This is a genomic window from Bacillus sp. AL-1R (assembly GCF_052180195.1).
Lineage (GTDB): Bacteria > Bacillota > Bacilli > Bacillales > Bacillaceae_G > Gottfriedia.
In genome coordinates this window covers 2,714,269-2,731,357 of sequence record NZ_CP197469.1, presented here as the reverse complement: position 1 = coordinate 2,731,357, position 17,089 = coordinate 2,714,269, and the positions used below count along the sequence as shown (strand labels likewise).

General features: G+C 32.0%; 18 protein-coding genes. 15 read left to right on the top strand and 3 right to left on the bottom strand.

Annotation, left to right across the window (positions count from 1 at the left end):
- Window positions 1–4: 4 nt before the first annotated feature.
- The 14 genes from ACSBO6_RS12925 (at window position 5) to ACSBO6_RS12860 (ending at window position 13,350) form a co-directional block, all read left to right on the top strand.
- Window positions 5–550, top strand: a complete 546-nt coding sequence (locus ACSBO6_RS12925) for an NUDIX domain-containing protein (RefSeq protein ID WP_098845291.1) — start codon at window positions 5–7, stop codon at window positions 548–550.
- Between the two features lie 76 nt (window positions 551–626).
- Window positions 627–1,313 (top strand): DUF975 family protein, encoded by a 687-nt coding sequence (locus ACSBO6_RS12920; RefSeq protein WP_098845290.1) that lies wholly within the window; start codon window positions 627–629, stop codon window positions 1,311–1,313.
- 168 nt (window positions 1,314–1,481) lie between these two features.
- A complete protein-coding gene (locus tag ACSBO6_RS12915) occupies window positions 1,482–2,348 on the top strand; it encodes an alpha/beta fold hydrolase (RefSeq protein WP_180232862.1) in 867 nt (288 codons plus the stop codon).
- Window positions 2,349–2,550: 202 nt separating this feature from the next.
- Window positions 2,551–3,201, top strand: a complete 651-nt coding sequence (gene spoIIM / locus ACSBO6_RS12910) for a stage II sporulation protein M (protein ID WP_098845288.1) — start codon at window positions 2,551–2,553, stop codon at window positions 3,199–3,201.
- Window positions 3,202–3,268: 67 nt separating this feature from the next.
- The gene (fur, locus tag ACSBO6_RS12905; RefSeq protein ID WP_098845287.1) at window positions 3,269–3,718 is read left to right on the top strand and encodes a ferric iron uptake transcriptional regulator; all 450 of its coding nucleotides are present in this window, start codon (window positions 3,269–3,271) and stop codon (window positions 3,716–3,718) included.
- A gap of 204 nt (window positions 3,719–3,922) precedes the next feature.
- Complete coding sequence (locus ACSBO6_RS12900; protein WP_098845286.1) at window positions 3,923–4,141, top strand: YqzK family protein; 219 nt, start codon at window positions 3,923–3,925, stop codon at window positions 4,139–4,141.
- Window positions 4,142–4,147: 6 nt separating this feature from the next.
- Complete coding sequence (gene xerD / locus ACSBO6_RS12895; protein WP_098845285.1) at window positions 4,148–5,074, top strand: site-specific tyrosine recombinase XerD; 927 nt, start codon at window positions 4,148–4,150, stop codon at window positions 5,072–5,074.
- 198 nt (window positions 5,075–5,272) lie between these two features.
- A complete protein-coding gene (gene map, locus ACSBO6_RS12890; protein ID WP_098845284.1) occupies window positions 5,273–6,019 on the top strand; it encodes a type I methionyl aminopeptidase in 747 nt (248 codons plus the stop codon).
- Window positions 6,020–6,353: 334 nt separating this feature from the next.
- Entirely contained in the window at window positions 6,354–7,049 is a 696-nt protein-coding gene (locus tag ACSBO6_RS12885; RefSeq protein ID WP_098845283.1) for a TerC family protein, read from the top strand.
- Between the two features lie 283 nt (window positions 7,050–7,332).
- Entirely contained in the window at window positions 7,333–8,514 is a 1,182-nt protein-coding gene (deoB, locus tag ACSBO6_RS12880) for a phosphopentomutase (protein ID WP_098845282.1), read from the top strand.
- 13 nt (window positions 8,515–8,527) lie between these two features.
- Window positions 8,528–9,346, top strand: a complete 819-nt coding sequence (locus ACSBO6_RS12875) for a purine-nucleoside phosphorylase (protein WP_098845281.1) — start codon at window positions 8,528–8,530, stop codon at window positions 9,344–9,346.
- 98 nt (window positions 9,347–9,444) lie between these two features.
- Window positions 9,445–10,752, top strand: coding sequence for a pyrimidine-nucleoside phosphorylase (locus ACSBO6_RS12870; RefSeq protein ID WP_098845280.1), 1,308 nt, complete (start codon window positions 9,445–9,447; stop codon window positions 10,750–10,752).
- Between the two features lie 159 nt (window positions 10,753–10,911).
- A complete protein-coding gene (locus ACSBO6_RS12865) occupies window positions 10,912–11,856 on the top strand; it encodes a nucleoside hydrolase (RefSeq protein WP_498843466.1) in 945 nt (314 codons plus the stop codon).
- 195 nt (window positions 11,857–12,051) lie between these two features.
- Complete coding sequence (locus tag ACSBO6_RS12860; RefSeq protein WP_098845278.1) at window positions 12,052–13,350, top strand: NCS2 family permease; 1,299 nt, start codon at window positions 12,052–12,054, stop codon at window positions 13,348–13,350.
- 54 nt (window positions 13,351–13,404) lie between these two features.
- Here the strand turns inward: ACSBO6_RS12860 and ACSBO6_RS12855 are convergent, their stop codons facing one another.
- The 3 genes from ACSBO6_RS12855 to ACSBO6_RS12845 are packed head-to-tail and all read right to left on the bottom strand — an operon-like array spanning window position 13,405 to window position 15,659.
- The gene (locus tag ACSBO6_RS12855; RefSeq protein ID WP_498843465.1) at window positions 13,405–14,403 is read right to left on the bottom strand and encodes an ABC-2 transporter permease; all 999 of its coding nucleotides are present in this window, start codon (window positions 14,401–14,403) and stop codon (window positions 13,405–13,407) included.
- Window positions 14,396–15,274 (bottom strand): ABC transporter ATP-binding protein, encoded by an 879-nt coding sequence (locus ACSBO6_RS12850; protein WP_180232861.1) that lies wholly within the window; start codon window positions 15,272–15,274, stop codon window positions 14,396–14,398. The genes ACSBO6_RS12855 and ACSBO6_RS12850 overlap by 8 nt, the downstream gene beginning before the upstream one ends.
- A 1-nt stretch (window position 15,275) precedes the next feature.
- Window positions 15,276–15,659, bottom strand: coding sequence for a GntR family transcriptional regulator (locus tag ACSBO6_RS12845; RefSeq protein WP_098845275.1), 384 nt, complete (start codon window positions 15,657–15,659; stop codon window positions 15,276–15,278).
- A 192-nt stretch (window positions 15,660–15,851) separates the two neighbouring features.
- Here ACSBO6_RS12845 and ACSBO6_RS12840 point away from each other — a divergent pair, with 192 nt between their 5' ends.
- A complete protein-coding gene (locus ACSBO6_RS12840) occupies window positions 15,852–17,015 on the top strand; it encodes a D-alanyl-D-alanine carboxypeptidase family protein (RefSeq protein ID WP_498843464.1) in 1,164 nt (387 codons plus the stop codon).
- Window positions 17,016–17,089: the final 74 nt, after the last annotated feature.

Genomic DNA, 17,089 nt, shown 5'->3' with positions numbered 1-17,089 from the left:
AAAAATGAAAAAATTTGAAGAAAAAACACTAGCAGAAGAAAAAATATTTTCAGGAAGAGTGATCTCTCTTTATCATCAAAAGGTAGAATTACCGAATGGAAATACAAGTACACGTGAAATCGTAAAGCATCCTGGTGCAGTTGCTGTTATTCCAATTACAAATGAAGGTAAAATTGTTTTTGTAGAGCAGTATCGAAAAGCGCTAGAAAGAAGTCTTTTAGAAATTCCAGCAGGGAAATTAGAAAAAGGCGAAGAGCCATTAGTGACAGCTAAACGAGAGCTAGAAGAAGAAACTGGATATGAAGCTGCCGAGTGGGAGCATATACAATCTTTTTATACTTCACCAGGGTTTGCAGACGAATACATACATATATATGTTGCAAAAGGTTTAAAGAAATTAGAGAATAGTGCTGCTTTAGACGAAGATGAATTTGTCGAAATGTTTGAGCTAACATTAGACGAGTGTTTAGAAGAGCTAAAAAAAGGTTCAATCCATGATGCAAAAACATGTTTCGCAGTCCAATATTTACAATTATTACAAAAAAATTAAAATAAAATTAAAATAAATCTCAAAATATGGTAATAACATGATAAAATAAAATGACATTTTTTGAGAGGATGAGTAGATGAGAATTTCGTCAATTAAAAAAACAGCTAAAAATCGTCTATCAGGAAATTGGGGAAAAGCGATTTTAACCCTCGTATTTTATGGTGTATTACAAGGACTTATTTATATGTTACTAAATGGACCAGTTAATCAACATTATACGGGTAGTATATTTTTAGATTTGGATCAACAAGATTTAATTCCTGGTGGAGTCCAAACCGTAATCGAAATCGTTAATGCAATCATAAATACTCTTTTAGGCTATGGTTTACTTGTTTACTTTATTAAGTTGATTCGTGATGAAGAAAAAAGTATATCGGACATATTTTTCTATTTTAAAAGTGGACATCAATTTATTAGAGGGATATTAGTTGGGTTTTTAGTAACTTTATTTACAGTATTATGGACGATTTTACTGATCATTCCTGGAATTATCAAAGCCCTCGCTTATTCACAAGTCGGGTATATTTTAAAAGATAATCCAGATCTAAATGCCCTTGATGCAATTACTCTAAGTAGAAGAATGATGGATGGATATAAATGGAAATTCTTTTTACTAGGGCTTTCATTCATTGGCTGGGGCCTATTGGTAGTTATCACATTTGGGCTTGCATTGTTTTATGTAGCACCATACTTTTACACTTCTCAAGCTCAATTTTATGAAGAAGTAAAAGAAGCCTACGAAGATAAAAAGGAAACAATCTAAAAACCTTAAGAAGAAAGGCGTTAGTTTTATTAACGTCTTTTTTTCTCGTTTTTTAAGGATTATATCGAAGCACATTTTTTAAAGTAAAAATGAAAGATAAAATAGAATACATGAAAATTGAATACAATAAGACAACTAATCTAATCATATACGATGAAGGTGAGAATATTGTTTGTTAATGGTGAGCTTGGCACATATCACGTTCGAATAAAAGGTGAAGGCAAAGTTACAGTTCTATTAGAATGTGGAATGATGCATACTCTTCATCAATGGAATTATTTACAAGAAGAGTTGAGTAAATATGCCAAAGTTATAACATACGATCGCTTAGGTTATGGAAAAAGTGGAATATGGACGACAGAACGATCAACAGAACAACAAGCTTATGAATGCTATGATCTTTTATTAGCATTAAATATTAAAAGTCCACTAATTGCAGTTGGACATTCTCTAGGGTCATATATTGTATTCCAAATGTCTCGGCTTTTTCCAAATGCGATCCAATCAATGATTTTACTCGATCCAACACATCCTACTTTAGAGGAACATGAGCAGAGATTATATGATAAATTACTATATCAATTTGCGTTAATGATGAAGAATGCGAACCAATTTCGTCTTATTAAGGCTATTCCAACTAAACTAATTAATAAAATAATGAAAACTGCTCCAGATCATCAGCTCGAAATAATTAGCTCAATTAAGAGCTATAAGCATTGGAAGACTGTTGTCAGTGAGTGGAAAAATCTATACTATAGTAACTTACGAATAAAAGACGCATTGAAAATAAAAATGAATATACCTTTACTAGTATTAACAGCTTCAAATCAAAGTGGATTACAGCTTAATCTGAAGAAAAAAAAGGAATTACTACATAAAGTTGAAAAATATCATAGTGAATATTGTGAAACAACGAATCAAGGTAATCGTCAAACACTAGAAGGGTACAATCATTCAGCTATTTATGGTAATAATGAAGAAAATGCAAAATCAATCGGTCAAATCATAAAAAAACAAATTGAATTATTAAATTAAAGAAATGCTGTTTTTAGTCCTTGTTGACTTTAACAGCTTTTTTTATTTTTTCAAAACTTTAAATCAACACCTCACAACATGAAATAACAACAAGACATACATTTTTTTCGTATTATTAATTTTCGAACTTTTATAAATTAAAAGAATAAATTACTTGTCCATTCATAAAATGAAGAGAGAATATAGTGCAGGAGATGATATCATGACAAGAAGCTCAGTCAAATCAATGATGAAAAAACATGTTAAAGATTATTTGTCACTCTATATTTTTGTTAGTGTGATTTTACTTTTTGGTGTAGTATTTGGAGCAGTCATCGTAAATAGTATGAATGTGAGTCAAAAGCAGGATATTCTATCGTTTATTACTCATTTTTTTGGACAAGTTAATAATGGTGATTATATTAGTGGAAATGAAGTGTTCCTTTCGAGCTATTCTACTCATTTGAAGTTTTTAGCTTTGATTTGGATATTAGGTATCTCAATCATCGGATTACCAATCATTCTTATCTTACTATTTATGAAAGGATTGGTAGTTGGTTTTACAGTAGGGTTCTTAGTCAATCAATTAGGCTGGCACGGTATTTTATTAGCATTTTCTTCTGTTTTTCCACAAAACGTTATCGTTTTACCACTTTATATATTACTAACAGTTTTAGCGGTACAACTGTCCATTCGTATGATTCGAAAACAATTTATTAAAAATGATAATGAACCAATTATGAAACAGTTAATCTCGTATTCTTTTGTTTTTGGAATTGTTGCTGTTTGCTTAAGTATGGCAAGTATTATTGAGGCATATGGTTCAACTTATTTTTTAAAAGCCATCTCTGAAATAATTGTTTCAAAAAATTAACAAATAATTTTTGACACTTTCTCTATCTTTGTTATAATTATTATCAAGTGGCGAGGGAGTGAAAAAAATGGAAGAACGAGTTGAACGAATAAAGAAACAACTACATTTAGCAGGATATAAATTAACACCACAACGTGAATCTACAGTTCGTGTTTTATTAGAAAACGAAGAAGATCACCTAAGTGCAGAAGATGTTTACCTCCTAGTGAAAGAAAAATCGCCTGAAATTGGACTTGCTACTGTTTATCGTACGTTAGAATTACTAACTGAGTTAACAATTGTTGATAAAATAAATTTTGGTGATGGGGTTTCAAGATACGACTTAAGACATGAAGGTGCTCAACATTTTCACCATCATTTAATTTGCACGGTTTGCGGAGCAGTGGATGAAATTCATGAAAATCTATTAAGTGAAGTTGAAAAGACAGTTGAAGAACGTTGGAATTTTAAAATTAAAGATCATCGATTATCATTTCATGGTGTATGTCATCGTTGCCATGAACAAAATGAAAAGTAATAAAATGATTTTAATTTAATTAAAATCATTTTATTTTTTGATTCCTAAAGACGGAGCAGTTCAATAAAAAGAGTCTGCTCTTTTTCATGTTCTTAAAATTATACTGTGTGATCATTAATGTTTGATTTTTGAAGTATGATTTGTCCTAATTTTGCATAGTATGTAGTAATGATGTCTTTACTTCTAGCAAAAGGTGGTGGTCATATGAAAAAAAGGGCAAGTATTGTTTTTAATGTAATAAAAGTTACAATTTTATTCATTACATGTACAATTTTATTTTATTTTGCTATTCAATGGATTCATTCTGAATATGAAAATATGCATCGATATGACCGACCTGAAGGTTCAATGTTAAAGGTGGACAATCATCAAAAGGATGGTGCTTTTAACCAACTGGTACGGTTTTATCAAAACGGGGAGTAATGAAATGTGACAACGACTGATAAAACACCATTTAAAAAAGAATTTGATTTTGCAACGGAGGATTTTATCCATTTTATCCAAGTTGAAAAAGGTTTATCTAAAAATACAATTCTATCATATGGTAAGGATTTAGAAAGCTACGGAAAATATTTGGACGTTGTTGAAAATATAAATAGTCTCTCAAATATAACTAGGTTACATATTATTAGTTATTTAAAATATTTAAAAGAAAGAGATTTAACCGCTCGAACAATGGCTCGTCAATTAGCAACAATTCGTTCATTTCATCAATTTTTAATTCGTGAAGTTGATGGGATGAAAGACGATCCATCATTATTAGTAGAAATTCCAAAAGCGCCAAAAGTACTTCCAAAGGTTTTATCACTGCAGGAAGTAGAGGCTTTATTAGAAGTACCAGATCAATCAACATTTGGTTTTAGAGATAAGGCAATGTTAGAATTGTTATATGCGACTGGTATGCGGGTGTCAGAGTTATTATCATTAAATCTATCTGACATTAATTTAACAATGGGATTTGTGCGATGTTTAGGTAAAGGGAGTAAAGAAAGAATTATTCCTCTTGGAAAACTTGCGATTGAATCACTTGAAAATTATTTAAAATTAGCTAGAAACGAACTAAAAGGTAAAAAAAATAATGATGCATTTTTCTTAAATCATCATGGGAATAGAATGTCTAGACAAGGATTTTGGAAAAACTTAAAAAAACAAGCTGAAAAAGCAAATATTCAGCATGAATTAACACCGCATACTTTACGTCATTCATTTGCAACACATTTATTAGAAAATGGAGCTGATTTAAGATCAGTGCAAGAAATGCTAGGACATGCAGATATATCTACAACTCAAATATATACACATGTAACGAAAAATAGACTGAAAGATGTTTATAAAGAGTTTCATCCTAGAGCCTAATTTCACAGATATTTGGTTTTTCATGTCTACATGATTAAAAACCTAAAAAATCGAGATATTGAACTTAATCTACACACTTAAGAGCTTAAATTAAGCTCTTTTTTCTTGGGAAATATTGTTATAATGTGAAAAGCATACTATATTAAATGAATCATGAATGAATTTAAAATCACTAATTCACTTGAAAGGATGAACTAAATGATTACGATTAAGACTGAACGTGAAATTAACTTAATGGATGAAGCAGGTACTTTATTGGCTGCTACGCATAAAGAAATTGCAAAAATGATTAAACCAGGGATTACGACTTGGGAAATCGATCAATTTGTAGAAAAGTTTTTAGCTGAAAATGGTGCGAAGCCAGAGCAAAAAGGTTACCGAGGATATAAATATGCAACTTGTGCATCAATTAATGATGAGATATGCCATGGTTTTCCTCGTAAGAAACCATTAAAAGATGGTGATATTGTAACAATTGATATGGTTGTAAATTTAAATGGTGCACTTGCTGACTCGGCTTGGACTTACGGTGTAGGAAATATATCGAAAGAAAACAAAGATTTATTAAAAGTTACCCAAGAATGCTTATATAAAGGAATAGAGCAAGCTGTAGTAGGAAACCGTATTGGTGACATTGGTTTTGCGATTCAATCTTATGCTGAGTCGTTAGGATATTCTGTTGTGCGTGATTTTACAGGACATGGCATAGGACCGACTCTTCATGAAGAGCCATATGTTCCTCATTTTGGTATGGCAGGTAAAGGTTTAAGACTACGTGAAGGGATGGTCATTACGATTGAACCGATGATTAATTTAGGATCATGGCATTCTACAATGGATAGTAATGGCTGGACAGCAAGAACAAGAGATGGAAAAAATTCAGCACAATATGAACATACTTTAGCGATAACAAGTAATGGACCAAAAATATTGACAAAGCAATAAGTTAATTATTTTCATTGATATTCGATTAGACTATAAAAGTTAAAATTAATAATTAAAAACCTATTAAAACTATTGACATAATGGACTAGCTAGAATACTATTATAGTATTAATAAACAATCGAATACTCCAAAGGGGAGTAGCGTCAGGAGAGATCCTGAAACAAAGTCGTCATTACATGAGAAGAAATTCTCATCGGCTTTGTTGGCATACAAATGTATGCTCAGCAAGACCTTTGCCGTAGAACTACAACTATTGGCAAAGGTCTTTTTATTTTGTAGTCGCGAAGTACAGGTTGTTTAATTAAAAAAGTAGTTTTATAAGGGGGAAGAGTCATGGATTTATTTGATGGATTAAGTATTGGTGTACTATTGAATGTAATTTTTATCGACCTGTTATTAAGTGGTGACAATGCTATTCTAATCGCATTAGCAGCGAAAAACTTACCTAAAAACCAAAAGAAAAAGGCAGTATTATTTGGTACAATGGGTGCAATTGCACTTCGTGTCGTATTTGCAGCAGTAATCGTGTATTTATTAAAAATTCCGTTTATTTATGCAGTCGGTGGTTTAATGTTATTATGGATTGCTTTTAAATTATTAGTCGATGACTCTGGACACGGCGAAGTTAAAAGTGGTGCAACTTTATGGGGAGCAGTTAAAACGATCATCATTGCTGACGCATTAATGAGTCTTGATAATGTTTTAGCCTTAGCTGGTGTATCACATGGTAGTATCGTTGCAATCGTAATTGGTATTTTAATTTCAATTCCAATTATTGTTGGCGGTAGCTCAATATTAATGAAAGTTATGAACAAATACCCAATTATTACAACAATTGGTGCAGGTATCTTAGCTTGGACAGCAGCTGGTATGATTACTCATGAAAAGATGATTAAAGATATTTTTGAAAATTATACTTTAGCTTTAGTGTTCAAAATTATCATGACTGCAATCGTAATTGTAGCTGGTACAATCGTTGCGAAAAGACAAAAACATCAAGTTACAAGTTCAGAAAATCAAACAGCATAATGCGCTAAAAGGCCAGCTAATAAAGCTAGGCCTTTTATTTTTGCAATACAGTATGCAAGAGGAATTTTTAGCAGATCATTTTAATTAGCGACTAAAAATAGAAAATAATTATGAATTATTTATGTCAAATTAATAGGATTCTGGGGAATAATAGTATCAATAGACACAAATTGGAAAATATAATTCTTGAAAAGAATTAGGACAATAAGTATACTTTAGTTGTCAGACATCTGACGCTATCTTGTAAGTTTCAGTTTGTTTCGATGAGTTAGGAGGAAAACAAATGAATAGAAAATTTAATAGAGTGTTCCTCGTTGTTATGGATTCTGTAGGGATCGGAGAAGCTCCTGATGCAGAAAAATTTAATGATGTTGGTTCAGATACACTAGGTCATATTGCTGAAAAAATGAATGGATTACATATGCCGAACATGGCAAAACTAGGATTAAGTAATATTAGAGAATTGAAAGGGGTTCCAAAGGCCGATAAGCCACTTGCTTATTTCACAAAAATGGAAGAGTCATCAGTTGGAAAAGATACAATGACTGGACATTGGGAAATCATGGGTCTTCACATTGATAAGCCATTTAAAGTGTTTGCTGATGGATTCCCTCAAGAATTAATAAGTGAATTGGAAACCCATTTTGATCGTAAAATAATTGGAAATAAACCTGCTTCAGGAACTGAGATTTTAGTTGAACTTGGTGAACAACATATGAAAACAGGCGATCTAATTGTTTATACGTCTGCTGATTCTGTTTTACAAATTGCAGCTCATGAAGAAATTGTTCCATTAGAAGATTTATATCGTTATTGTGAAATTGCACGTAAATTAACGTTAGATGATCCATACATGATTGGTCGAGTAATCGCGAGACCATTTGTAGGTGAGCCTGGAAATTTCAAACGTACACCAAATCGCCATGACTATGCATTAAAACCATTTGGACGTACGGTTATGAATGAGTTAAAAGATGCGAATTTTGATGTGATTTCAATCGGTAAAATTGCAGATATCTTCGATGGTGAAGGAATTACAAAAGCATTACGTACAGTTTCAAATATGGATGGAATGGATAAATTAGTTGAAACATTAAAAATGGACTTCACTGGTTTAAGCTTCCTAAATTTAGTTGATTTTGATGCGGTATATGGTCATAGAAGAGATCCACTAGGGTACGGTAAAGCACTAGAAGAATTCGATGCAAGATTACCTGAAGTATTTGACTTATTAAAAGAAGATGATTTATTAATGATTACTGCAGATCATGGAAATGATCCGACATATACTGGTACAGATCATACAAGAGAATATGTTCCATTACTAGTTTATAGTAAACAGTTTTCAGAAGGTAAAGAATTAGAAATACCAAAAACTTTTGCTGATATTGGAGCAACCATTGCAGAAAACTTTAAAATTGCAATGCCATCACATGGATCAAGCTTTTTTGAAAAATTGAAATAAGGTGGAGTTACATATGAATAAAGAACATATTGATAAAGCTGCAGATTTTATTAAAAGCAAAGTCGACAGAAAGCCTAAAATTGGATTGATCTTAGGGTCAGGTTTAGGTGTTCTTGTAGATGAAATAGAAAACCAAGAAAAAATACCATATCATACAATTCCTGAATACCCGACATCAACAGTAGAAGGGCATGAGGGCCAATTAGTTTTTGGAACAATACATGGTATTGAAGTAGTAGCAATGCAAGGTAGAGTTCACTACTATGAAGGTTATAGCATGGAAAAAGTTACATTCCCTGTTCGTATTATGAAAGAATTAGGTGTAGAGAAATTAATCGTAACAAATGCTGCAGGTGGAGTTAATACTTCATATGAACCTGGTGATTTAATGTTAATTACAGACCATATTAATTTCACTGGAACTAGTCCACTAATTGGACCAAATAACCCAGAGCTAGGCGTTCGTTTTGTAGATATGTCTTATCCGTATGACCGTGAATTAAGAGAACTTGCAAAAAGTGCTGCTAGTGAAGTAAATGTAAAACTTCAAGAGGGAGTTTATGCTGCACTGACAGGTCCATCTTATGAAACTCCAGCTGAAATTCGCATGTTTAGAACATTAGGTGCTGATGCTGTTGGGATGTCAACAGTATCTGAGGTAATTGTGGCACGTCATGCTGAATTAAGAGTACTCGGTATTTCATGTATTTCAAACATGGCAGCAGGAATTTTAGATCAACCTCTTAACCATGAAGAAGTAATTGAAACGACACAAAGAGTAAGAACTTCATTTTTATCATTAGTAAAAGAGATTATTCGTAAAATCGGTTAATAAAAAAGTTAACGAAAATAGTAAAGGACTTCTACATTATGTGGAAGTCACTTTTCATTAGAAGTAATATAGACAAATTAGAAAGAGGCGTTTCAAAAATGAGAATGGTAGATTTAATTGAAAAAAAACGTGACGGAAAAACATTAACAACTGAAGAAGTAAATTTTGTCATCAAAGGTTTCACAGATGGTAGTGTACCTGATTATCAAATGAGTGCTTTTGCAATGGCAGTTTTCTTAAAAGGCATGACTGAGAAAGAATATAGTGATTTAACAATGGCTATGGTACATTCTGGTGATACAATTGACCTTTCTAACATTGAAGGAATCAAAGTTGATAAGCATTCAACTGGTGGCGTAGGTGATACTACTACACTTGTATTAGGTCCATTAGTAGCTTCTTTAGATATTCCAGTTGCCAAAATGAGCGGACGTGGTTTAGGTCACACTGGTGGAACAATCGATAAATTAGAAGCTGTAGAAGGGTTCCATGTTGAATTAACAGAAGAAGAATTTACTAAACAAGTAAACGATATTAAATTAGCCGTTATCGGACAAACTGGAGATTTAACACCAGCTGACAAAAAATTATATGCACTACGTGATGTAACAGCAACTGTTAACTCAATCCCATTAATTTCAAGTTCTATTATGAGTAAAAAAATCGCTGCTGGTGCAGACGCAATTGTTTTAGATGTTAAAACTGGTGCTGGTGCATTTATGAAAGATATTGATGATGCACGTGACTTAGCGAAAGCGATGGTTAAAATTGGTAATAACGTAGGAAGACAAACAGTTGCAGTTATTTCTGATATGAGCCAACCATTAGGTTTTGCGATTGGTAATGCGTTAGAAGTAAAAGAAGCAATTGACACACTTAAAGGCGAAGGTCCAAAAGATTTAGAAGAATTATGCTTAGTATTAGGTAGCCAAATGGTTGTATTAGCTAAAAAAGCTGAAACATTAGAAGAGGCAAGAGCTAAACTTCTAGAAAATATGAAAAACGGAAAAGCTTTAGAAGTATTTAAAGCATTTTTAGTAGCCCAAGGAGGAGACGGTTCAGTAGTAGATGATCCATCAAAACTACCTCAAGCAAAATATGTACAAGAAGTAGTTGCAAAACAAGACGGTTATGTTTCACAAATCGTTGCTGATGCAGTTGGAACAGCAGCTATGAAATTAGGCGCAGGACGTGCAACAAAAGAATCAGTTATTGATTTAGCTGTAGGATTAATGCTAAACAAAAAAGTAGGCGAAGCAGTTAAAAAAGGCGATTCATTAGTTACTGTTTATTCAAGCACAGAAGACATTAGTGAAGTTGAAAAAGACTTACTTGAAAACATTAAAATTTCTACTGAAAAAGTAGAAGAACCTACATTAATTTATGATTTAATTATGGAAGCTTAATCATTATTAAAGCTATTCTCTAAATTTGAGAATAGCTTTTTTCTTCTTATTTAAGTTGAATTTTTTACTTTTCAAAAAGTTAATAACATACCATTATATCAAAGGAATAAATAATATAAGAGATGCTTTAGAACCTCAGATATAAAGGGAGCCAATTTAATGGGAAAGAAAGTGTTATTTTTCGGTGATATAGGAATTGATGATGCAATCGCTTTGGTTTATGCTCGATTAACAGAAGAAATCGATATCATTGGAATTGTCGCAGATTATGGGAATGTATCTAAAAAAGAAACGACAAGGAATGTACGGTTCTTACTAAAAAGGTCAAAAAAAGAAAATGTTAAAGTTTTTGGCGGTGCCGAGAATCCAATGACGGGAGAAATCCCAACTTATTACCCTGATATTCACGGTCCGTTTGGGTTAGGTCCAATCGATCCAGGTTTGAAATTTGAAAATTTAGAGAATTTTTATGAAGTTACAAAATTGATTGAACAGTATAAGCATGAACTAATAATCGTAAATACTGGGAGGTTAACCTCACTAGCGACACTTTTTATCTTATACGAAGATTTAATGAAAAGTGTGCATTCATACTATATCATGGGCGGAGCCTTTCTTTATCCAGGAAATGTTACTCCAGTAGCCGAAGCAAATTTTCACGGTGATCCTATTGCAGCAAATATCGTAATGAAGTATGTAAATGGTGCTTATATTTTCCCATTAAATGTAACACAACATGCGATTATAACTCCTTCAATGGTCAATTATATACATTCTAAGGGGAAAACGGATATTGTAAAACCATTATTAGACTACTATTATTTCAACTTTTATCAAAAGAAGATACCGGGGATAAAAGGAAGTCCAGTACATGATGCGGTAACTCTTATGGCAGTCATTCGTAGTGATCTATTTAAATTCTATCAATCTGCAGTTGAAATTGATTCAACTGGTGTGGCTAGTGGGCAAAGTATTGCAGATTTTCGAGTTACGGATAAACTTGAGAATTTTAATGGAAGACCGCAACAAAATATTGCAATAGGATTAGATTATGAAGGGTTTTATAAAGATTTTATGTCAGTTATGACTGGGGAGAAATTCTAGATGAAATTGTTGATTTGAATTTTAGTTTTATTAATTCTTTTACCAAACCCTTGATATTTTGCAAAGGTTTGTTTTATTTTTTAAATCAATAAAGAAGATATTTTCTTGTTTAATTATTTGATGAAATTTAGTATAATTGTAATCGTGCCTTGTTGCATGGGTGGGAGAGGGAGACATTAAAAGAGAGGAATTTCTTTGAAAAATTTATTGAACAAACAGTTTAATCTTGAAGGTAGCGGTACGACCATTAAGACGGAGTTGATTGCAGGTGCGGTATCTTTTTTAACACTTGTTTATATTTTGTCCGTTAATAGTACAATTTTGCATGATGCAGGTATACCGTTCCAAGGTGCAATGATTGCTACAATCTTATCAGCTTTCTTTGGAAGCGTTATGATTGGATTATGGAGTAATTCACCATTAGTATTAGTTCCAGGAATGGGCATCAACGCATTGTTTACTTATACAATGGTTGGAGAAATGGGAATGAGTTGGAAAGAAGCACTTGCTGTTGTATTTGTAAGTGGCATCTTATTATCAATTTTATCATTCACAAAATTAATTAAGAAATTAACAACTGCGATTCCATTATCACTAAAAAGTGCAATTACAGTTGGAATTGGATTTTTCTTAACGTTTATCGGTCTTCAAGCTGGTGGAATTGTTGTAAAAAATGAAAGTACGTTTGTATCAATCGCAAATTTTACAAATGTAGATGTTTTAGCAACAGTTATTACACTAGGTATTGCAATTTATCTTTTTATTAAAAATGTACCTGCAAACTTTTTAATTACGGTAATTTTAGGTACAATCGTTTCATTCATTTTACATGGTGGAATTGAAAAAGCACATGATACAACAAAAATTACAATGAAATCTGCTAGTGAAGTTGTCGGACAACTGACCTTTACTCAAGTATTGAGTTTTCCATTTTGGATTGCAGTATTTTCGTTAACGATGGTTGTGTTGTTCGAATCAATCGGTATTATTCATGGTCAATTAAGCATGATGAACCAAGAGCATAAGCAACAAAAGGTTGTTCAAGGTGCTGCGTTTGGTATTATTTTATCCGGTTTATTTGGTACTAGTCCGACAGTTATAGCTGTAGAAGGTAGTGCTGGGATTAGTTCTGGTGGTCGAACAGGTCTTACTTCGATTGTAACTGGATTTTTATTTTTAGGATGTTTACTCTTTATGCCATTAATCGCCTATATTCCAACATCTGCGATTGCACCAATTTTAATCATAATTGGTTCATTGATGGTTAAACATATTACAGATATTCAATTGGATGATCCTACTGAAGCGATACCAGCCTTCTTAATTTTAGCATTCATCCCATTAACATATAGTATTATTGACGGAATTGCATTCGGTTTTATTGCTTACCCATTAGTTAAAATGGCAGCAGGTAAGAAAACTGAAATCACACCATATATGGTTGCAATTTCAGCATTATTCTTTGTACGATTTGCATTAAACTTCATTTCATAAAAAAAAGCGCTGATTCTCTTCTTAAGAATCAGCGCTTTTTTAGTTAGAATAACATTAATCAAAAAATTTATTTAAACGTTTATAGAAGAAATAGCCAACAAGCGTACCAATTATTAATCCAATTAGGTAAATAATCGTGTTATGCCCATTTGCAATGGTAGATGTTAATAATGCAATTAATGTCGCTGCAAGATATACAAATAAGGCATTAACGAATAAACCGAATTTTTTATATACGAATAATTTGCCATTATTGACATTCGCAGATCTGTTATAACATAATAAACCGATTACAAGAAATGCAACGATATAAAGGATAATTATCGTTAAATTTCCATAGTCCATAGTTGGATAATGAATAATGTGTTCATTAAAATCTCTGGAAATTGATAAATCTTCTGCTTGGAATGGAATAGACCAACTAGTTATCGCTTTTTCGCTTTTACCAGACAATTCATAGTTAAAGATGCCGTTTAAATTTGAATAGATGCTAAAATAGATAATACTAGGTGAGAAAATCGTAAAAATAGTGAAAAGTGTTTGAGAAAAATAATGACCTGTTATTGTCCCAATCGATAGACCAATTGTAAAAAAAGCAATCGTAAATAGGAAAATTACAGTAAAAATCGTTACAAATGATGAAGCGTTAATATACTTGTGAAGATTAGTATTGTAATGGATTAATAGAGTTAAAATAAATAATCCAATAGTTGCCATAAAAATATGAGCGACTCCAAACATCCATTTTGATAGATAAAGTTGTCTCGGTGAGTAAGGAAGCGAAAATTGAAAATCAATTCCTCCTGTATTTCGACCAATTCCTATTAATAAGATACTTAATATTAGTACAATGATTGGTGAAAAAATAGCAAGCATACTAAAGTCGTCTATATAAAAATATGGATTACTTGGATCTGTTAGTAAGGCTCGATTTAATTCATCAGTGTTATTGTAATAGCTAAATGGAATTATAATTAGATAGACAAGATAGAGTAAAATAAGTGCAAGCCTAGATTGTTTCGAATTAATTAACCACAATGCTTTACTAAACATATAAGTCCCCTCCATCGTTTATGAAAAATAAATCCTCTAATGTCAATGGAAGTTCTTCTAAAAGAAGTGGATTTTCATTTTCCATTCGTTTTATATATTCGTTCTTATTTCCATTAATAATGATAATTGCTACTTTACCGGTTTTTGAGAATACAGAAATAGACGGGTCATCTTCAAATATTTTAGGTAAACCATTTTCAAATGCTACTTGTAATTTATAAAATTGACTCGTACTTTCTTCCATTGTAGAGATTGAGTTAATTCTTCCATCCTTAATAAATAAATATTGATCAATTATTTTTTCAAGCTCTGCAAGATGATGTGATGAAATAATAACTCCGACTGAGTTTGTACTTGCATATTCAATAATTAATTGCAAAACAGTCCGTTTAACGACTGGATCTAAACCGTTTGTTGGTTCGTCTAAAATGACATATTTTGCATCTGTAGAAAAGGTTAATAATAAATAGATCAGTGTTTTCATCCCTTTTGAGAATTTACGTAGGGATGTATTAGGTAATTTATATTTATTTAATGCTTCTAGAAATTTGTATTTATTGAAGTTTGGGTATGAATTTTCATAAATCGTAATAAGTTCTTTTACACTATATTGATTAATGAAATTGGTAGAATCACTCATATATGCTATTTCTTTTCTAATATTAGGTGATTCGTTAATTTCTTTATCGTCAATTTGTATTGAGCCTTCGTCTGGAGATAGAATGCCAACGATTGTTTTTAATAGGGTCGTTTTACCAGCTCCATTTCTACCAATTAAGCCTGTGATTTTACCTTTTTCTATTTGGAAGTTTAGATTTTTTAATACTTCATTTTCATCGAGTTTTTTACTTAAATGATTGATTTTCAGCAAACTATTCAGCTCCTTTATTAGAATAAAACTCTTTTACCCAATTAATTATTTCTTCCTCATTTACGCCATCTGTTAAACAATCAATTAATAAATTGGATAGTTTATTTTTATATTTTAAAAGGGTATCAGTTGAAACAGTCTCCTTCGTTAAACCAATTACAAATGTTCCTTTACCCCTTATCGTTTCGATGACTCCGATGCGCTCTAATTCTTGATAGGCTCGACTAACAGTATTTGGATTAATCACTAATGTAGTTGCTAATTCACGTACAGAAGGAAGTTTATCTCCATTTACCAAAATCTTTCTTAGGATTTGTTCTTTTGTTTGTAGAACAATTTGCTCCCAAAGGGGTAAATGGCTTCTTGGGTCTAAAATAATTATCAAGAGATCACCACCTTATATGTTTTCTTAAGTGTATGGAGTGTATTAAGTGTATGGGTATATTTAATACACCTTACTTATATCATATGTACGCATATATGTAAATAGTTCCATTCTTTCTAATATTTTCTTCTGTATTTGATTAAACTACTTATATTTGGAAAAAATATGTATGAAAAGAATGGAGGGTTATAGATGAAAAGGGTATTACTAACTCTTTTAAGTAGTGTTATGATCTTTTCTTTAGCACTACCTAAAGTAAATGCAAGAGAAACACAAAATAATGATGTCAGTTTGGCAAAAAATGCATTATCTTCCGTAATTATTGAACAAGACACAGGAAAAATCTTATATGAAAAAGATGCTAGAAAAGAGCTTCCACCAGCAAGTATGACTAAGATTATGACAATGCTTATTATTATGGAAGAAATCAATAAGGGAGATCTCAAGTTAGATGATAAAGTAATGACAAGTGAACATGCTGCGTCAATGGGCGGATCACAAATCTTTTTAGAACCTGGCGAAGAGATGACAGTAAGAGAAATGTTGAAAGGTATTGCAATCGCTTCAGGAAATGATGCATCGGTTGCAATGGCAGAGAAAATTTCAGGTACAGAAGAGGCATTTGTCGCTTTAATGAATAAAAAAGTAAAACAGTTAGGATTAAAAAATACACATTTTGAAAATCCAACTGGGCTACCTGCACCTGGTCATTATTCATCGGCGTATGATATGGCAGTCATGGGAAGAGAGCTATTAAAATATCCATTAATCACAAAGTTTACTGGTACTTATGAAGATTACTTGAGAAAAGATACTGAAAAACAATTTTGGTTAGTAAATACGAATAAACTTGTCCGTTTTTATCCAGGAGCAGATGGATTGAAAACAGGATTTACTGCGGAAGCAAAGTATTGTTTAACAGCAACTGCTAAGAAGAACAACATGCGAGTAGTTAGCGTGATTATGGGGGCGCCAACTTCTAAAGAAAGAAATGCCCAAATGACAAATATGCTTGATTATGCATTTAATCAATATCAAGTAAAGCAATTGATTAAACAAGGTGAGAGTATTGAGAGACTTAATATTAGTAAAGGTAAGTCTAAAGGTGTAAATGTTATCACAAAAAGCCCAGTTTCAGTTGTATTGAAGAAGGGTCAAGCGATGAATAAAATTACAAAAGATATTAAGTTGAACAAACATATGCAAGCACCAATTAAAAAAGGGCAAGTTGTCGGAGTTTTAGTATTAAAACAAGGTAATAAAGTTTTATCAAAAACAGACTTGGTTGCGAATAAATCGGTAAGTAAAGCTAATTGGTATGATTTATTTAAGCGTACTGTTGGAGGATTCAATTGATTTCTTCCGACTAATTTCGAGTATTACAGAAAGATTTGGCGTTTTACCACTAGTTTTGTCATACGTGAAGGAAT